The organism is Vreelandella halophytica, from assembly GCF_968193635.1.
Map to the genome: position 1 here is coordinate 2,261,613 of NZ_OZ309107.1, position 18,308 is coordinate 2,279,920.

Below are 18,308 nucleotides of genomic sequence, written 5' to 3' on the forward strand. Positions count from 1 at the left end.
GGATTGACCTGGATGAATATTCAAGAGCGCTATCGTTTTCACCTGGCGAAGACCGAGCAAAACCACCTCACGTTTGCATCCAAGGACGAAGACGTGAAAGCTCACCTCTTCGTTCTCGAGGAGGGCATCTTTCGCGTGCTCTTTGAAAAACGCGAAGGGCTCCAGGTCGATAAGACCTGGAGCATCGCGCCCGGTCAGGATGACCTTCCTCACCAGGGGCGAGACCGCTTCAGCACCGAGCACTTTAGCCTGCCCGATTTTGATTTTTCCGAAGACGCGCAATGTTTTACCGTCCAGACTGGCCAGCTCAAAGCGGTCATTCAAAAGGAAGGTTTTCGGATCGACTGGCACCATGGCGGCCAAGGGCAGTGGTCACTCTTTGCCCAGGACCGGCAAACCCAGGCGTATAACTTCGCCGGGGAGCTTGGCACGCAAATCAAGCACTACCTGAAACGCGACATTCAGGAGCAGTATTTCGGCCTGGGCGAGCGCACCGGCCAGCTCGACCACCATCATCGTCGCTATCGTAATATCACCATCGACGCGATGGGTTACGATGCCGAGCACTCCGACCCGCTATACAAACACATCCCGTTTTACATCACGCGCCAGCCGGATCAAGGCTTCGCCTACGGGCTCTTTTACGACAACCTGGCGCCGGGTTATTTCGACATGGGCCGGGAGCTGGATAACTATCACGGCCTGTACCGCTACTTCGAGGCCGACGCCGGCGACCTGGATTACTACATGATTGCCGGCCCCCAGGTGCGCGACGTCGTGACCGCCTACACCTGGATGACCGGCAATACGGCCCTGCCGCCCAAATGGAGCATCGGCTATTCGGGCTCGACCATGAGCTACACCGATGCCCCCAACGCCCAGGAGCGGGTGTGGGAGTTCATCGAGCAGTGTGAACGACACGATATTCTTTGCGACTCGTTCCAGCTCTCGTCGGGCTATACGTCGATCGATAGCAAGCGCTACGTTTTCAACTGGAACACGCAGAAATTCCCGGATGCCAAAAAGCTTTCCGCCGACTTCAAGCGCAAAGGCATTCGTCTGGCCGCCAATATCAAACCGGCGCTCCTCACAGACCACCCGCAGTACGAAAAACTCGAATCGCTGGGTTATTTTCTAAAAAATGATCACGACAAAACCGAGCTTGCCCAGTTTTGGGACGGCGGCGGCGCGCACATCGATTTCACCCATGAGGGCGCCTTTGGCTGGTGGAAGGATGAAGTGACCCGGCAGTTACTCGAGTACGGTATCGAGACGACCTGGAACGATAACAACGAGTACGAGATCTGGAACAGCACCGCTCGGGCCGATGGTTTCGGTGCCGGGTTGGCTTTTACGAGTATTCGTGCCCTTTTCCCGCTATTGATGATGAAGGCGTCCTTCGAGGCGCAGGCGGATTACGCCCCTCAAAAACGCCCTTTTTTGATCTCGCGCTCCGGTGCGCCGGGTATGCACCGTTACGTGCAGACCTGGACCGGCGACAACCGTACCGAGTGGAAGACCATCAAGTTCAATAATAAAACCGGTATCGGTTTGAGCCTTTCCGGCGTTTATAATTTCGGCCACGATGTCGGCGGCTTCGCCGGCCCCAAACCGGATCAGGAACTGTTTATCCGCTGGGTGCAAAACGGCATTTTCCACCCCCGCTTTACCATTCACTCCTGGAACGAAGACGCTACCGTCAACGAACCGTGGATGTATGAAGAGGCCATCGCCCCGATTCGTGAGCTCATCAAGCTGCGTTCGCGCCTGACGCCTTACTGGTACAGCGCGTTTTATAAAGCCCACGTGCATCATGAGCCCATTCTCAAGCCGACCTTTTTCGATTTCGAAGCGGACACGCGCACCTGGCAGGAGAACGACGACTTCTTAGTGGGTGAGTCGCTGCTCGTGGCGAGCGTCGTCGAGCCCGGCGTTTCTACTCGTGATGTCTACGCCCCGCAGCATCCGGGCGGCTGGTTCGATTTTTATACCGGCAAGCCGGTTGCTGGCGGCGCCCACGCCACCCTCGATGCGCCTTACCATCAAACGCCGCTGCTCGTTAAAGCGGGGGCAATCATCCCCACCAACGAAGCGCCTCGCACCTTTGCCAACAAGGACGAAGATCAGCGCGGGTTTTTACTCTTCCCGGCGCAACAAGCCGATACCTCGTCGCGCTACACCCTATTCGAGGATGACGGTGAAACGGGCCAATGGCGCACCGCTCATGCCCTGGTCGATCTTCAAATGACGACCAGCGAAGACGCCATTTACGTGACCACGAAGGTCATCTCAAACGGCTATACCCTGCCCTATGAGACGGCGACCTTCATAATGGCCACGGAGGATAGCCGCACGCTTTATATCAACGGCGACGAGCAGCCCGCCGGGCAAAAGGTGACCGTTTCGCTTTAAGGCGTAACGCTCGCTTGGAAAGAGAGGCGAGGAAGCTGCCCTCGCTTCTCTTCTCGCGTTTGCGCCTGAGCGCGTAGAGACGAGCACGACGAACCGCCCAAGGCCCCCTAACCCGAAACGCCTGTTTCGCTCTGGAACGCTAAAATGCAACTGCCTACTGCACAACGCCTCTATCAGAAAACGGGCTTACAGCTAAAAGAGCGCATTTTCTCCGGCCGCTACGTTGCAGGCGAGCGCCTCCCCGCCGAGCGCGACCTCGCCGAGGAACTGGGCGTTAGCCGCACGGTCGTGCGCGAAGCACTGATCATGCTCGAACTTCAAGCGCTGGTGGAAGTGCGTAAGGGCTCGGGTATCTACGTGCTCGACCCGCCCAAAGAGCCCGTGCCCAATGGCGCCGATGACGAAGAGGATGCGCTGAGCGCCGGCCCCTTCGAAATGCTCCAGGCCCGCCAACTCATCGAAAGCCAGATTGCGGCGTTTGCGGCCACGCTCATCACCAAAAGCGATACCCAAAAGCTGATGGAGATCAGCAAGCAAGCGCGGGGCGAGGACCGCTATCAGGATTCCGAATGGGACAAGCGCTTCCACCTGCAAATTGCCGAATCGACCCAGAATGCCGTGTTGGTCTATCTGGTCGAAAAGCTTTGGTATCAGCGCGATAAAAACCTGCTGTGGCAAAAGCTTCACGACAGAATCGATAACCGGCAGTCGTTGGATAGCTGGTGCGATGACCACGATGTCATCTTGAAAGCGCTTATTCGCCGGGATGCGGACGCCGCGCACCAGGCCATGTGGCAGCATCTCGAAAACACCAAGGAGATGCTTTTCAAGGCCAGCACGCTGGAAGAAGAGGACGAACTCGACTACTACCTGTTTGCCGGCAAGCTGACGCTCAAGGGGTAGCGCCCAGAAGACCGGGTGCTTCCCCGTCAGGTTCGTTTCCTCCCCTTTTTAATGACCACGGCCCGCTTGAATGGCGCGCTGCTAGTCGAGCAACATATCGGGCAAGAACAGCACGATGTCCGGGAAGAATATGATCCCCGTCACGACCGCGAACACGGCCAGCACATAGGGCAGTAGCTCTCGGCTATAGTCGTAAAAAGAGCACCGCAAAATACCGCAAACGGTATACATCGAGATGCCGACCGGCGGCGTCATACCCCCAAAGGTCACCAGCGTCATCATCAAAAGCCCGAAATGAACCGGGTCTACCCCCGCCGCCTTGATCACGGGCACCAGAATAGGCGTCAGCAGCATCACGACGACGGTGGCTTCCAGCAGCATCCCCATGAACACCAACAGCAGTGCCAGCACGAACAGCAACGCCGTTTGGCTTGTGAACACGCCCAGCGTCAGTTCCGCGATCGTCTGAGGAACGCGCTCGAAGGAAACCACGTAGCCAATAATGCCGGCGAACATGATGATCAGCATGACCATACCGATGTCTCTAACGCTTGCGCGCATGGCAGCGATCAGTTCCTTGACGCCCATTTGCCGATGAATCACGAAGCCGATGAACAGCGCATAGGCGACGGCGAAAGCGCCCGCCTCGGAAGGCGTGAACAACCCATAGCGAATGCCCACCAATAGCCAAACTGGAAACAAAATGGCCCAGATACTCTCGCGGATCGCTTTCAGCACTTCTCTGCCTGTCGGCAGGCTATCTCTCACCGGCTGGTAGCCGCGGTGCTTGGCCATGATGTAAGTGGTCACCATGAAGGCCACCATCAATAGGAAACCCGGCACCAGACCGGCGATGAACAGCCGCCCGATGGAGACCTCGCCCAGATAGCCATAAAGGATCAGGCCGATGCTGGGCGGGATCGTCGCGGTAATGAGGCCACCTATCGAGAGCACCGCGCCGGAAAAGCCGGGGGAGTACCCGTTTTTGATCATGCTTTTACCCAGAACCCGCGACTGCATGGCGGCATCCGCCACGGCGGAGCCCGAAACACCGCCCATCAGGGTACTCAGCACGATACTGGCCTGTGCCAAACCGCCGCTCATCCACCCTGCCAAAAGCGTCGAAAGATGAACCAGCCGAGGCGTAATACCGCTGGCATTCATCAAATGGCCGATAAAGATGAACAGCGGAACCGCCAGCAGCGGAAACGACTGGGTCGATGAGACGATCCGCTGAACGGCGATGCTGGTCGGCAAGAACGTATCCGGCAACAAAAAATACGAAAAGCCGGCGATACCAATCGCAAAGGCGACCGGCATGCCAATCGCCATGAGCAGTAGCCCAAGGCCCAACAGTAGACCGGCCGTCATAGTGTCTCCTCCACCGCGTCTTCGTCGTCGGGCATTAGGCTTTGAATGACCCCCGTCGTCTTTATACGTCGAAGCAGCGTTATCACCATCAATACAGCGCCAACGGGCAAGGCCAGGGTGATATAGCCATAGCTAAGCCCGGCAACGCCCATGGGCCGTTGCCAGTTCGAAGCAGCCAAAAAGAAGCCGTACCAGGCAAGCAGCATGAGAAAACCCAGCATCATGGCCAGACATAAGCTGGTAATGAGAAGCTGGAGTTTGGCGGGCAGGCGAACGATCAGAGCATCTATGCGTACCTGGCCTCCGTGGCGCAGCGTGATATCCGCACCGAGTACCGCGGTCCAAATGAACAGAAACTGGGCGAGCTCGGCCCCACCGGCGAAGGGCTGGCCGATCGCTCGGGCGCTCGAACTCACCAGCATCGTAAGCGACGTGCCGCCAAGCAGCGCCATCGCCAGCCACTCTTCGCTCTTATCGTACCAGTGCCACATACAGTATCCTTCCCACCCGGGGCATGCAGAAAAACCCGATCCAGCATTCGACAAAACAAGGCGCCCTTGCCTTAACGCGACAAGGGCCCGGGGCGGTTATTGACCGAGTAGCTGGTCGCGATACTCGTCGTAGCCCAACTCCTCGTAAACACTGCTCACCCTTTCACGAAACAGTTCTCGGTCGATTTCGGTGAACGTGACGCCTTCGGCCTCCATACGCTCTTGTACCGCAGCCTGCGCTTCGGCAATGGCGGTACTGGCCTCATCGCCCGCTTTCAAAAGCTCTTCATCGAGGATCGTGCGCAGCTCTTCGGGCAGGGATTGATACCACTGGTCGGACGTAGCGATACCGGTCATCAAATGGATATGGTTGGTCATCGCGATATGGGTGATGACTTCGTGCAGGTTTTGCCCTTCCGCCGCAGTAAGCTGCGCCTCGGCACCGTCGATCGACCCTAGTTGCAAAGCGGAATAGACCTCCGACCAGGGAAGCGGCGTCGCCGTCGCCCCCATTGCCTCCATCGTCTTGACCCAGACCGGCGAGTTGATCGTGCGTACACGCACCCCGCTCAAGTCTTCCGGCGTGTTGACCTCGTTTTGCGTCAACATTTGGCGCGAGCCTTGAAACCAGTTGTAGTTGAGAAGACGAAGACCGCTCTGCTCGGCAAGCCCTTCTACCCAGTCGTTATAAAGTGGCGACGACGTGATTTGGGCGTAATCCTCCGGGTTCTCGACCAGGTAGGGAGCGCTCAAGATTCCAAGCTCGGGCTGGTATTCAGACAAGCGTCCGGCATCGATCAAAATCGCGATATTGGCACCGCTGCGAATCTGCTCGACGACGTCTTCGTCCGAGCCAAGCTGGCTGTTGGGGAAAATCTGGATCGTAAGCTCCCCATCGGAGCGCTCTTCGATGGCTTCTTTCGCTTCATCCAGCGCTTGGGCGATGGGGTCTTGCGGGCTTAGCGCAATCGAGAGATTGAGTTGGTAATCGGCATAGGCCGAGCTACTGGCTAATACCAGCGCGACAGGAAGTACGTTTTTCAGTTTCATTATTAGCTCCTTAACACGTTACTTGTTGTTGATGTTGTATTATTTAGCCGTAGAGATGAGCTCTAAGGCTCTGCTGGCTCCGTCACGCAAGGGTTCAGGCCAAACTTCGCGTCACCGGAGTAATTGCCTCTTCGAACATTTCAGGAAAGCGGTATTCGAGTTCGGGTAACGACTGGAGTATTTCACGCTGATGACGCCCCATGGCTTCGACCGCGCTCGACTCATCGGCGTCCGCGATGGCATCCACGATGGCTTGATGCTGCTCGGCGAGCTTTTCGATCGGCGTGGTGTCCGCAATGCTCAGATACCGCACGCGATCCAACTGCGCTTTCGCGTTTTCGATGACGTTCCAGGCCATGGCCTGTCCGGTGGCAAGCGCCAGCGTGCGATGAAACACCTCATCCAAAATAAAAAAGCGGTCGTGATCTTGCCTTTCGATACAGCTTTTTTGCCGCGCGATCAGCTCATTGAGCTCCATCAAACTGGCCGAAGAGAGCCCTTTTTGGGCCGCTTCGACAGCAACGGCCACCTCTACCGCTTCGCGAATGAAGCGCGCCTCCAGCACCGCGCGCCGGGAAATCCTGACGACGAAGGTGCCCCGCTGCGGGCGAACCTCGACCAGCCCCGCTTCCGAAAGGCGGATAAACGCCTCGCGCACCGGCTGGCGACTAACCGAAAAAGCGTCGGCGACCTCTTTCTCCGATAGCGCCTTACCCGGCGCCAGCACCATTTGAATGATGGAGTGGCGCAAAACATGGTAAAGGCGCTGGCGGACCGATTCGGTCTCCGATGTGTCCCGCCACAAGGTTTGTAGCGTGGTACTCATATCGCTCATTGAAAGCTGCCTGATGGAAGTAGTGAAGCGCTTAACTGATATAACTAGTATGGTAGGATGGCAAAAAACGGCCTTCCTGCCTTCTATACTTTGGTAGCGCTTCTAAAAAGAAGTCATCAGTATAATCGCCAAGATATTGAATCAATAGGCTATTTATAGCTTTAACGGTTTATTGAAATCATCGGCCCGGGCGCGACCAATCGCACCCGGGCCTGAGTCGACTGCAGCTGAGACTAGTTACTCCCCATCAGCAAATTGGGCAGCCAGAGCGAAATGGCTGGCACGTAGGTCACCAGCAGCAGCACCGCCAGATTACACAGCAAGAAAGGCACGATGGCGCGGGCCACGGACAGCATGGGTATCTTGCCGATACCCGCCACTACGAACAGGCACACCCCGACCGGCGGCGTGGTCAGGCCAATCATCAGGTTGAGCACCGCGATCACGGCAAAGTGGACCGGGTCGACGCCGACACCGGTGGCCACCCCGACCAGCGCCGGGAACAAAATGATCAGTGCAGCAATGGTTTCCATGAAGGCGCCGACGAACAGCAGGATCAGGTTGAGAATCAGCAGCACGATCAGCGGGTTCTCGCTGATGGAGAGAATCAGCGTGGCGACCATCTGGGGAATTTGCTCGCTGGTCAGGATCCAGCCGAACAGGTTAGCAAGCCCCACCATTAGCAAAAGCGCCGAGGAGGTCAACACGGTATCGACCAGAATCGACGGTAGCTTACGCCAGGTCAGCCCCTTGTAGACATACATGCCGACCACCAGGGCGTAGACGCAGGCCACGATCGAGGCCTCGGTCGGGGTGAAGAAGCCACCGATGATGCCGTAGAGAATGATCACGGTCATCAGCAGCGCCCAGAAGGCGGTTCTGGCTTCGCGCAGAAGCTGCATGACCGGAACGCGCTTCTCCTTCGGGTAGCCCCGCCGAACGGCCAGGATGTACACCGTCACCATCATGGCAAGGCCCATCAAAAGCCCCGGAATGGCGCCGGCTAGAAACATTCGACCCACGGAAATCCCGCTCAACGAGCCGGCGATGATCATGGGCACACTCGGCGGAATGATCGGCCCGACCGTGGAGGACGCCGCGGTGACGGCGGCGGCGAAAGGTTTGTCGTAGCCCGAGCGCGCCATACCGGGAATCATCACCGAGCCGATACTCGCCGAGTCCGCCACGGCGGTGCCGGAGATGCCGCCAAAGATCATCGAGCCGCCCACGTTGGCAAGACCCAACCCACCACGAATATGGCCAAGCAGCGCGTTCGAGAAACGCACGATGTGTTCGGTGATGTTGCCCACGTTCATCAGGTTACCGGCCAACACGAAGCCCGGAATACACAGCAGCACGAAGGTATCGATACCTGCGAACATACGCTGGGGCACGATGGTCAGCGAAATACCTTCCATCAGCAGGTAGGACATCGAGGCGATACCCAGCGCAAAGGCGATGGGCATGCCCACCACCAGCAGTATCAGAAAAACGCTAAATAAAATGATGACTTCCATGCTTACGACTCCCGTTCGCGAGCGGCAGAGGGACGACACACCGCCATCACTCCCTCGACGCAGCCCAGCGCGCTATAAAGCAGCACCAGCGCAAAAGTCACTACCGTCGAGAAGAAGATATACAGCATGGGGATGCGAAGCGTGGGGGATGTTTGCCAGGTACCGTTTTGGGCATACTGCCAAGCGTAGGGCAGCACCATGAAAGCAAATACGCCGATGATCAAACAGATCAGCGCCTGACACGCGGCTCGAGCGCGTAGCCCGAGCATATGATGGAACAGCTCGACGCTGATATTGCGGTTTTGGCGCAGCACCACGCCCGCCGAGAGCGCCACCATGTAGATGAACAAGTAACGCGAAAGCTCTTCGGTCCAGGATATAGAGATCGGCAGAAACAGCCGCGAAGCCACTTGAAGCAGGACCGTGGCGGCAATGGCGATAAGCGCCAGCACGGCAAGCGTGAGAAAACACGTATCTACCCAGCCCATCAGGCGCCCGATAGGCCCCTTGAACTTGGGTACCGTCGACATCGAATCCAGACTCTCTAGCGCCTCTTGCTCGAGCGCATTTTGATCCGAGCTCATAATCGTATCCTCGAGGGGCAAACCACTCTTGCAGATAGAAAACGGGCTGGCGTAGCCGCCAGCCCATTCTCGTTACCAAACCGCCTTACAGGTCTTGAATAGCGTCGAAAAGCTCACGCTGCTCATCCGTCAAGGCATCGATGACCGCCGGGCGCGCTTTTTCGGCAAAGGCGTCCACGTCCACTTCGATGAACTCCATGCCCCGCTCTTGAAGCGCCTGCTCCAGACGCGTCTGGTCCTCATCGAAGAGCTCGGACTCGAAGGACTGCATGGTGCTGGCGGCATCGCGAACGACCTGCTGCAGGTCATCGGGCATGTTTTCCAGCTGGTTACGGCCAATTACCACGTAGATCCAGCTCCGCACGTGGCCGGTCATGTTCACGTAGTCCTGAACTTCGTTGAAGCTAGCGCTCTCGATCAGGCTAAGCGGGTTTTCCTGGCCTTCCAGGGTGTTCTGCTGAAGCGCGGTGAATACCTCGCTGAATGCCATGGGCGTGGGACGTGCACCCAGCGCCTCCCAGGTGTCGACGAAAAGCGGCACGTTGGGGACACGTAAACGTAGGCCGTCCAGGTCCTCCGGCGTGCGGATCGGCCGGTTGGAGGTCAGCTCCCGCGCGCCACGCTCGAACCAGGCAAGCGGCACCAGGTTGGTACGTTCGGTGATCTGCTCTTCGATCTCGCTGCCGATATCGCCGCTCACCGCCGCGTGCAGGTGCTCGGAGTCGCGGAAAGCGTAGGGCACGGCCATCATGGCGGCTTTCGGGGCCCAGTTCTGCAGGCTCTCACCGGTAATGGTCATATCCGCGGTGCCTAGCTGGATGCTATTGATGACATCCATTTCATTACCCAACTGCTCGCTGGGATAAAGGCGCACTTCGATACGGCCATCGGAGTTGGCTTCGACCTCTTCCTTGAATTTCTCCGCGGCCTGGTGCCAGATGTTCTGTTCGTTGGCCAGGTGACCAAAGCGTAGCGTGTAATCCGCCGCCAGCGCCGACTGCGCGCTGAGCAGAACCGTTCCGAGTACCGCGCTGGTTAGTAGTTTTTTGATCATTTTTATCACTCCTGCACTTCTGCGTTGTAAATTGTTAGCGCCTAATTATTATGAAACGGCGTGGCGAGTTGGCGTAGATCGTTAATGTAGATCGTTGGCAACGATAAAAGCTTGCATTCCCTTCAGCCCCCGATTCGAATCAGCACCTTGCGAGCTTCTTCCGGGCGGTGATCGAGCATGTCGATGGCATCGGGCATCTCGCCCAGCGGCAGTCGATGGCTTACCAGCGCTAGCGGGTCGAGCTTGCCGCTTACCATGAGCGCAAGCACCTCCGGGAACTTGCGATTATTGAGCCGCGAGCCCACTAAAGTCAGCTCTTTTTTGATGACCTCGAGCTGGACCAAATCGCTTGGCTGAACACTAAAGCCGAGCAAGCCGATACGCCCGGCGGGCGATGCCAAACGCAGCATTTGAGGCAATAGCGCCGGTACGCAAGCGGCATCGGCAATCAGCGGTACGCCTTCGCCCTGGGTCAGCGCCAGAATCTCTTTTTCGACATCCTGGGTATGGCTATTAAGCACGTGGGTCGCGCCAAGCTCCTTGGCTGCGGCCAGGCGCTCGTCGATCACATCGGTCACAATGATTTCGTCGATGCCCATGGCCCGCGCCATCTGCAAGATGGTCATGCCGATCATGCCCGCACCCAGAATCAGAAGCTGGTCGCCCTGGTGCGGCTGCATGCGGTCCAGCACGTTGGCGGCAATGGTATAGGGCTCGACCAGCGCGGCGGCGTCCAGGCCGATATGCTCGGGTACCTTGTGTACATTGGCGGCCGGCACGGCCACGAATTCCTCGAAGCCGCCATTGCGGTGCACGCCGATCACTTCCAGCGCGCTGCATACGTTGGGGCGGTTGATACGGCACGGATAGCAGGTGCCGCAGCTAATCACCGGGTCGACGCAGACGCGTTCGCCGGCGACGACATCCGCAACGCCCTCACCGGTGCTCTCCACCACCCCGGCAAACTCGTGACCGGTAATGCGCGGAAAGCGCACGAAGGCGTTATCGCCGTGGATGATATGCATGTCCGAGCCGCAAATACCGGCGAACGCGACGCGCACCAGCACCTCGCCCGGGCCAGCGGTGGGCACGTCTACCTCGGCCACTTTAAAGTCGTGAGGGGCGCTTACCTGAAATGCTTTCATGAGTGCAGACTCCTTACCAATGCCAAAGGGTGCCGTCTTCAAGGCGGTTGACCGGAAGGCTCGCCCGCTTGTAGGGATACTGTTTGGCAAGTTCCTCGTCGATATCGACGCCGTGCCCCGGTTTTTCACCCACGATGAAATGGCCATCCTCGAAGCGATAATCGTGGGGGAAGACCTCGTCGGTGGTCTGGGTGTGCGGCATGTACTCCTGAATACCGAAATTGGGCACCCAGGTATCGAAGTGGATCGCCGCGCCCAAGCACACCGGCGAGAGATCCGTCGGCCCGTGGAACCCGGTACGCACGTGGTAAAGCCCCGCCAGGTCCGCCAGCCGGCGCATGTGGGTGATACCGCCGGCGTGGGTAAGCGTGGCGCGAATGTAGTCGATCCACTGGTTCTCGATCAGCGCCTTGGCATCGAACAGGCTATTGAACACCTCCCCCACGGCAAGCGGTGTGGTGGTGTGTTGACGAACCAGACCGAAACTCTCCTGATTTTCCGCCGGTACGCAGTCCTCGAGCCAGAACAAATGATAAGGCTCCACTTCCTTGCCAAGCCGGGCTGCTTCGATGGGCGTCAGGCGGTGGTGAACATCGTGCAGGATATGCAGGTCATCACCAAAGCGCTCGCGCACGGCGGCAAACAGCTTGGGCACGTGGTTCAAATATTTGGAGGTATTCCAAACGTGCTCCGCCGGCAGGTCGGCGTCGGCGGGCTCGTAGGGCTCGCCATCCTTTTTCGCCACGCCGTAGATGCTCGCAATGCCCGGCACGCCGGCCTGAACGCGCACCGCCTTGTAGCCCTGGTCCACGTGGCGGGCGACCTCTTTTAAACACGCGTCGATATCGCGGCCGGTCGCATGGCCGTAGACCATCACCCGCTCGCGGCTTTTACCGCCCAGCATCTGATAAAGCGGCATACCGGCAAGCTTTGATTTGATATCCCAAAGCGCCATATCCACCGCGCCGATCGCGCTCATGGTGACCGGCCCACGCCGCCAGTAGGCGCCGCGATACAGGTAGTGCCAGATATCCTCGATGCGCTGCGGATCACGGCCAATCAGTGCCGGTATCACGTGCTCGTCAAGGTAAGCAACCACCGCCATTTCGCGCCCGTTGAGCGTGGCGTCCCCGATACCGTAGGTCCCTTCATCGGTAACGATTTTCAGGGTAACGAAGTTACGCCCCGGCGAGGTGACAATGGTGTAAGCGTGTTCGATTTTCATGAAGTTGCCTCCTCAAAGAGGGATACCGTTTCCCGAGTATCGAACATCTCGGAAAATCGCTTTGTTATATGGTGAAGATTAGCCACAGCCCTTTATCCTATGATGGCTGAACGCGGGAAAGCGAGCTGTCTTTGCAAGGCGTGAAGCCCTTAACTGATAGAACTAGTATGGTAGTATGGCGATACAAACAAAAGACCTTTCACGCTATACTTTGGTTGAAGGTGAACAATCATGAAACGCCAGTTTTACAAGGGCTCGGATTATAAAAAAGCCTTGAATATCGAAGACTTGGAGCGCATTTCGAAGAAAAGACTGCCCAACTTCGTATTCGAATACGTTTACGGAGGAAGCGACGACGAGCACACCTTGCGCCGCAACCGCTGGGTATTCGATCGGTACCTGTTCGAACCCAAAACGATGACCAACGTCGGCCCGCGGGATTTGAGTACCACCCTATTGGGGGGCGCTTACCGCATGCCTCTAGCGATTGGCCCTACCGGGTTCAACGGCATGCTCACCCGCGACGGGGATCTAAAACTTGCCCACGCCGCTCGGAACGCTGGTATCCCCTTCGTACTCAGCAGCGTCTCGACCACGCGTCTGGAAGAGATCGCCGCGATCGAAGGCCTCACCGCCTGGATGCAGATCTACTTCTATCGCGACCGCGACTTCGTCGAATCGATGGTCAAACGCTGCCAGGCGGCGGGGTTCGAGGCCATCGTGGTGACCACCGACAGCGCCATTTACGGCAACCGCGAGTGGGATGTGCGCAATTTTCGTCGGCCCATGAAGCCCTCGCTGCCCAATTTGCTTCACCTGCTTGGCAAGCCCGGCTGGATGAGCGATGTTCTTTGGCCCGACGGGCTGCCCACGTTCAAGAACCTGGATGAGCTGCTGCCGCCGGGTAAGCGCAACGCCCAAGGCGCCTCGCAGATCATCGGCCCGCAGTTGGACCCTTCCCTAAACTGGGACGATATTGCCTGGCTGCGCGCGTTCTGGCCCGGCAAACTCATCCTGAAAGGCATACTCGCGCCCCAGGAAGCCCAGCACGCCGCGGACCTGGGCGTGGACGCCGTCGTGCTCTCCAATCATGGGGGCCGCCAGCTCAATCACTCGCTTTCACCCATGGATACCCTGGAGGAGGTCAAGGCTCGGGTGGGCGAGCGCTGCCAGGTGTTCGTCGATAGCGGCTTTCGCCGCGGCACCGATATCATCAAAGCGCTGGCCCTCGGCGCAGACGCCGTTTGGCTTGGCAGAGCCACGCTGTATGGCCTTGCGGCCGGCGGGCAAGCGGGCGCCACCCATGCGCTTGGGCTACTCGAAAAAGAGATGGCGTCGACACTTGGCCTTTTGGGATATAACCGCTTGAATGAGCTGGATACGCACTGCCTGCGACGCCCGGCTTAACCATCGTGCAAGCGCCTTCGGGCGCCAAGTATTTGTTTGCCCAACGCCCAGCAACGTCAGATACTGGGTGTGCTCCAGGCCACCCTCTACTGCGAGAATGCCCATGCCCCGTTGTTATACCGCCCTTCTGCTCTCGTTTTTTCTGGCATCGTCCGCCCAGGCGGCCTGCCAGCGTGACCCCGTCAGTTTTGATTTTCCCGCCCAGCGGATGGACGAAGCGCTGCAGCAATTAGCCCACCGCACGGGCTGCTTTATTCACACGCCCCCCGCCGCTATGGGCGACACCCAGGTACCGGCCGTAAGCGGCACCTACCGCCCGGAAGAGGCGCTTTGGGCGATTTTGAAAGGGTCGGGCTGGGAGGGGTATCGCACCGATGAAGGCTTGGCGGTCAACCGGCACTGGCAAACATGGGTCAAGCGACACACCCAAACCCTACGCGCCCGGTTAGAAGCGCTCGAAACGCTAAACGCCGCCGAGCGCCAGGCCTACCTCGATGAACTTCAAGCGCTTGAAAATAGCGTGAGCGCGCTCGCCCGCGAGCAAGGGTTTATCAGCGCGGGGGAACACGCGAGCTATCAGCGCAGTATCGAGGCGCTGGAAAGCACGTTGCGGGCTCACGGGTCATAGCGGTAACGGCTTGCCTGCCCCTCGCTGCCGGGCCAGGCTTGCGCGATGGGTAAAGCATTCGAGCACGGCATACTTTTAGGTAGGGCATTCATGAAAAATCCATCTTCACGCCAGCAACTCAAGCGGACTTCCGGCATAGCGGTGGTGGGCGCTTGCCTGCTGGCCGCCTCGTTAAGCGCCAAAGCGCAGGAGACGGCTTCATCCAGCGAGTGCGAGATGACCGAGCGCCAGCAGGAAATGCTTTCGCGGGTCAACGAGGCTCGGAGCAGCGCCCGGGAGTGCGGTGGGGAGTCTTTTCCGGCGGTAGAGCCGCTTGGCTGGAGCTGCCAGCTCGAAGCCGCCGCCAGGCGGCACTCACAAGACATGGCCGAGAACGCCTTCTTTAGCCATACCGGCTCCGAAGGTTCCAGCATCGAAGAACGGGTGAATGAACAGGACTACGCCTGGCGAGCGGTCGGTGAAAATATCGCCGCGGGCCACCGGTCCGTCGAAGCGGCGATTGAAGGCTGGATCGAAAGCCCCGGCCATTGTCGCAACCTGATGAGCGAGCAGTTCAGCGAAATGGGGATGGCGAGGGCCGACAACGACGACACCCGCTATTCGACTTACTGGACGCAGACCTTCGCCGACCCGCGCTAGGCGCTCAGAGCCGGGTAAAGCCTTACTGGGCGGCCGGGGTTAAATCACCGTAGTGCACCGCGGTAATCGCATTTTTCGGCGAGCCGTCGACCAGCTTGGTGCTGTAGGTCAGGTAGACGAAGGTTTGGGTTTCGGCGTCGTGCATGCGTACGACCCGCATGTTTTTGAATAGCACCGAGCGGCGCTGAGTGAAAATGACCTCCTGCTCGGTGAGCTCATCCGGGTCAAAGATGATCGGCCCGGTTTGGCGACACGCCACGCTCGCTTCGCTCGCCTCCTCGGCCAGTCCTATCGCGCCGGAAATACCGCCAATCTGAGAGTAGGAGATATAGCACGAAATGCCCTGCACCTTCGGGTCGTCGAAGCGCTCCACCTCGATAGTGTTGTTCGGCCCGAGCATCCTGAACTCGGTGCGTACGCTACCGATATGAGCGTCCTGGGCCAGCAGCGCGGCCGGCATCAGGGCCGCCGCCACGGCCAGTGATCCAACCACGGCGTGATTCAAACGAAACAAGGGCTTGGCCATCGGTGTGAGGTCCTGAACGAGGGAGAAAAATCGATACCGCTTCGACTCAATGAGAGCCGGCTGACGGCTCATGGTACGGGCAGCCGTTGAAGCGTGCACGGAAATCCGCGGAGTGGCGGTAGGTCTCCTTGCGTACACGGTTGATATTACCCAGCGGCTGGTGGTCGATAATACCGGTCCAGACGCTAAAGCGCATTTCATCCTCGACCCGCTTGACCTTTTCTTCTTGCCAGCTGTCCTGGGCAGGAACGCGCAGGGTGGCCACGCGCTGAAACGGCGTGCGCGCCTCTTCCCACTCGACCGTTGCATCTTCGATGGGCTGCTTTTCGAGATCGCGGCAAAGCTGAACGCAAAACTCCCACTCGCCCGCGCGGTGGTGCATCTCACCGCGTACATCTTCACGGATCGCATCGTCGCGCCCGTCGATATCGACCGTGCGCCCGGTAAGCGCCTTGAGCGAGTCGCTGACCGGTCTGAGCATGAACTTGGCCATGTAATCGCCATAGCGAAAGGCCGTCGCGCTGTAATAGGTTTCCCCCAGCGGGTCGATATTGGGCGCTCCGCCCAACGCGTCCAGCGTGGTGCTGCTACTACTCACGGCCTCGAGCGCCTTGTTCACGCCCTGCAGGGTTTTGGAGGCGACCACCTTGGTGCCCTCCAAACGGTCCGTGGTACTGGCCAGCATCTTGAGATTGGTCAGAAACTTGCTCGCCGTGGGCGCTTGAAAGACCGGCGCATTGAGCAAAATGAAATCCTGATTATGCCCTTCCGAGCCCGGCAGCCGCTCGCCTTCGACATCCACTACTTTTAGCGCAAGCCCCCGGGGCAGCGAAACGGCGTCGGGAAGAATGTCGCCGGCGTTGGTCGAAAGGCGCAAGAACACATCGAACTCGCCGGGCCTGGCAAAAAGCCCCTGGGCCAACTCATCGGGCAGCCCCTGCTCCACGCTCAACGTACCGCTCAAAATACCGTGGGCCTTGGCATGCACGGCGCGCACGGCGTGGCCGTAATCCTCAGAAGTGCGCTCTAAAATGGTATCGAAGGTATCGTTGAGCGAATCGATGACGTCCTGCTCGTCCTCAAGGGGTTTCTCGACATCCGGGGTATAGCGCAGGGGGGTAGATGGCTCCATGAGGTCTCCATTGGGAATCGTTATTACGCCTATAGCCGCGGGTCACAGCGGACCCGGCCTGTCGCGCATCGACTCAAGCGTAGCTTAGTCAGGCGGTCAGCGCCTGGGCGAAGCACACTACAGAAACCCTCGCGCTGCCAAGCAAGGCCAGCGTGACACCTCATCGATTTCGCCCTCCCCAGCGCTGTAAAAGGCGACAAAACTTTGCGTTAGGGTCTAGGATGTAGAGTGTGGAGTTCGCTCCCAGTGAGCGGCTTCCTTTTTCTTTCTAGCGAGGAACGAATCATGTGGAAAAAACCGGCTTATCAAGACATCCGCTTGGGTTTTGAAGTAACGCTTTACATTTCGAACCGTTAATAGCGTTTCGAGTGCCTGCCGCCCTGGCAGGCATTTCTTTTTTTCCTGCATTGGTAAGGCCACGTCACGGATAGTCGTGGGCTGAATCGCAAGGAGCTTCCCGCTATGCACGTATTGGTTCTTGGTTCGGCGGCCGGGGGCGGCTTTCCCCAATGGAACTGCAACTGCCCCAACTGTAAAAACGTCCGGCGCAACGAAGCGGGCTACACGGCCCGTACGCAGTCGTCGATCGCGATCAGCAGCGACGGCAAGCGCTGGCTTTTATGTAACGCCTCGCCGGATATTCGCAGTCAGCTCAACGCCAACCCCGAGCTCTGGCCCGACACGCTTCGCGGCAGCGGCATCGCCGAAGTGCTGCTGGTGGACGCCCAGGTGGATCACGCCACCGGCCTCCTTTCGCTTCGCGAAGGCTGCCCGCTGGATGTCTGGTGTACGCCCAACGTGAAAAGCGATTTGAGCAGCGGCTTTCCGCTGTTCGAGATGCTCGAGCACTGGAACGGCGGGCTCAACTGGCGCGCCATCGGCCTGGACGAGGCCAACCCCACGGCACAGTTCGAGGTGCCCAGCTGCCCGGGGCTTAGCTTCGAGGCCTTTGCGCTGGACAGCAACGCCCCGCCCTACTCGCCGCGGCGCGGCAGCCCCTCCAACGGCGACAACCTCGGCCTGTTCATTACCGACCACGCGACCCAGCAGTCGCTTTGCTACGCGCCGGGGCTCGTTAAACCTTCCGACGAGGTGATGGGGTATCTGGAAAGAGCCGATGTGATCCTGGTGGACGGTACGGTGTGGGACGACGACGAGCTGCAGCGCACCGGCGTGGGCACCTCGACCGGCCAGCAGATGGGCCATTTGGCGCTCAACGGCCCCGGCGGCATGCGCGAGTATCTCGCCACGCTCCCCGCTGCCACCCGCAAGATCCTGATTCACATCAACAACACCAACCCGATTCTCGATGAGAACAGCGACGAGCGTGCGCAACTGACTCGCGATCACATCGAAGTCGCGTTCGACGGCATGCACCTGACGCTTTGA

Annotated in this window: 18 protein-coding genes; 7 read left to right on the forward strand and 11 right to left on the reverse strand. The window is 58.8% G+C overall.

Going from position 1 to position 18,308, the window contains the following annotated elements:
- The first annotated feature begins 12 nt into the window (after positions 1–12).
- Entirely contained in the window at positions 13–2,412 is a 2,400-nt protein-coding gene (locus ACWHXT_RS10625; protein WP_447955798.1) for a TIM-barrel domain-containing protein, read from the forward strand.
- Positions 2,413–2,556: 144 nt separating this feature from the next.
- Positions 2,557–3,315, forward strand: a complete 759-nt coding sequence (locus ACWHXT_RS10630; protein WP_447926316.1) for a GntR family transcriptional regulator — start codon at positions 2,557–2,559, stop codon at positions 3,313–3,315.
- A gap of 81 nt (positions 3,316–3,396) precedes the next feature.
- Here the strand turns inward: ACWHXT_RS10630 and ACWHXT_RS10635 are convergent, their stop codons facing one another.
- The 9 genes from ACWHXT_RS10635 to manD all read right to left on the reverse strand — a co-directional run bounded on the left by ACWHXT_RS10635 (position 3,397) and on the right by manD (position 12,587).
- Positions 3,397–4,686 carry a TRAP transporter large permease gene (locus tag ACWHXT_RS10635; protein WP_447926317.1) on the reverse strand — a complete coding sequence of 430 codons (1,290 nt, stop codon included), beginning with the start codon at positions 4,684–4,686 and terminating at the stop codon, positions 3,397–3,399.
- On the reverse strand, positions 4,683–5,177 hold the full coding sequence (locus ACWHXT_RS10640; RefSeq protein ID WP_447926318.1) for a TRAP transporter small permease: 495 nt from the start codon (positions 5,175–5,177) through the stop codon (positions 4,683–4,685). Before ACWHXT_RS10640 ends, ACWHXT_RS10635 begins: the two co-directional genes overlap by 4 nt.
- Before the next feature lie 96 nt (positions 5,178–5,273).
- On the reverse strand, positions 5,274–6,227 hold the full coding sequence (locus ACWHXT_RS10645; protein WP_447955799.1) for a C4-dicarboxylate TRAP transporter substrate-binding protein: 954 nt from the start codon (positions 6,225–6,227) through the stop codon (positions 5,274–5,276).
- Positions 6,228–6,321: 94 nt separating this feature from the next.
- Positions 6,322–7,062 carry a GntR family transcriptional regulator gene (locus ACWHXT_RS10650; protein WP_447926320.1) on the reverse strand — a complete coding sequence of 247 codons (741 nt, stop codon included), beginning with the start codon at positions 7,060–7,062 and terminating at the stop codon, positions 6,322–6,324.
- A 233-nt stretch (positions 7,063–7,295) separates the two neighbouring features.
- Positions 7,296–8,579: a TRAP transporter large permease gene (locus tag ACWHXT_RS10655; protein ID WP_447955800.1), complete on the reverse strand. Its 1,284-nt coding sequence runs from the start codon at positions 8,577–8,579 to the stop codon at positions 7,296–7,298.
- A gap of 2 nt (positions 8,580–8,581) precedes the next feature.
- Entirely contained in the window at positions 8,582–9,163 is a 582-nt protein-coding gene (locus ACWHXT_RS10660; protein ID WP_447955801.1) for a TRAP transporter small permease, read from the reverse strand.
- Between the two features lie 85 nt (positions 9,164–9,248).
- On the reverse strand, positions 9,249–10,217 hold the full coding sequence (locus tag ACWHXT_RS10665; RefSeq protein WP_447955802.1) for a TRAP transporter substrate-binding protein: 969 nt from the start codon (positions 10,215–10,217) through the stop codon (positions 9,249–9,251).
- A 122-nt stretch (positions 10,218–10,339) separates the two neighbouring features.
- Positions 10,340–11,362 (reverse strand): Zn-dependent oxidoreductase, encoded by a 1,023-nt coding sequence (locus ACWHXT_RS10670; RefSeq protein ID WP_447955803.1) that lies wholly within the window; start codon positions 11,360–11,362, stop codon positions 10,340–10,342.
- Positions 11,363–11,375: 13 nt separating this feature from the next.
- Positions 11,376–12,587, reverse strand: coding sequence for a D-mannonate dehydratase ManD (gene manD, locus ACWHXT_RS10675; protein ID WP_447529153.1), 1,212 nt, complete (start codon positions 12,585–12,587; stop codon positions 11,376–11,378).
- A gap of 231 nt (positions 12,588–12,818) precedes the next feature.
- On the opposite strand from manD, the gene ACWHXT_RS10680 reads away from it, so the two are divergent.
- The 3 genes from ACWHXT_RS10680 (at position 12,819) to ACWHXT_RS10690 (ending at position 15,261) form a co-directional block, all read left to right on the forward strand.
- Positions 12,819–13,994: an alpha-hydroxy acid oxidase gene (locus ACWHXT_RS10680; protein WP_447955804.1), complete on the forward strand. Its 1,176-nt coding sequence runs from the start codon at positions 12,819–12,821 to the stop codon at positions 13,992–13,994.
- A gap of 103 nt (positions 13,995–14,097) precedes the next feature.
- The gene (locus tag ACWHXT_RS10685; protein ID WP_447955805.1) at positions 14,098–14,622 is read left to right on the forward strand and encodes a hypothetical protein; all 525 of its coding nucleotides are present in this window, start codon (positions 14,098–14,100) and stop codon (positions 14,620–14,622) included.
- Positions 14,623–14,712: 90 nt separating this feature from the next.
- Positions 14,713–15,261: a CAP domain-containing protein gene (locus ACWHXT_RS10690; RefSeq protein ID WP_447955806.1), complete on the forward strand. Its 549-nt coding sequence runs from the start codon at positions 14,713–14,715 to the stop codon at positions 15,259–15,261.
- A gap of 22 nt (positions 15,262–15,283) precedes the next feature.
- On the opposite strand, the gene ACWHXT_RS10695 is transcribed toward ACWHXT_RS10690, so the two are convergent.
- Both ACWHXT_RS10695 and ACWHXT_RS10700 read right to left on the reverse strand, forming a co-directional pair.
- Positions 15,284–15,787, reverse strand: a complete 504-nt coding sequence (locus ACWHXT_RS10695) for a CreA family protein (protein WP_447955807.1) — start codon at positions 15,785–15,787, stop codon at positions 15,284–15,286.
- A 46-nt stretch (positions 15,788–15,833) separates the two neighbouring features.
- On the reverse strand, positions 15,834–16,919 hold the full coding sequence (locus ACWHXT_RS10700; protein WP_447955808.1) for a catalase family protein: 1,086 nt from the start codon (positions 16,917–16,919) through the stop codon (positions 15,834–15,836).
- A gap of 285 nt (positions 16,920–17,204) precedes the next feature.
- Between ACWHXT_RS10700 and pqqA the strand changes: the two genes are divergently transcribed.
- Both pqqA and pqqB read left to right on the forward strand, forming a co-directional pair.
- Positions 17,205–17,276: a pyrroloquinoline quinone precursor peptide PqqA gene (pqqA, locus tag ACWHXT_RS10705; RefSeq protein WP_113268409.1), complete on the forward strand. Its 72-nt coding sequence runs from the start codon at positions 17,205–17,207 to the stop codon at positions 17,274–17,276.
- 105 nt (positions 17,277–17,381) lie between these two features.
- Positions 17,382–18,308 (forward strand): pyrroloquinoline quinone biosynthesis protein PqqB, encoded by a 927-nt coding sequence (pqqB, locus tag ACWHXT_RS10710; RefSeq protein ID WP_447955809.1) that lies wholly within the window; start codon positions 17,382–17,384, stop codon positions 18,306–18,308.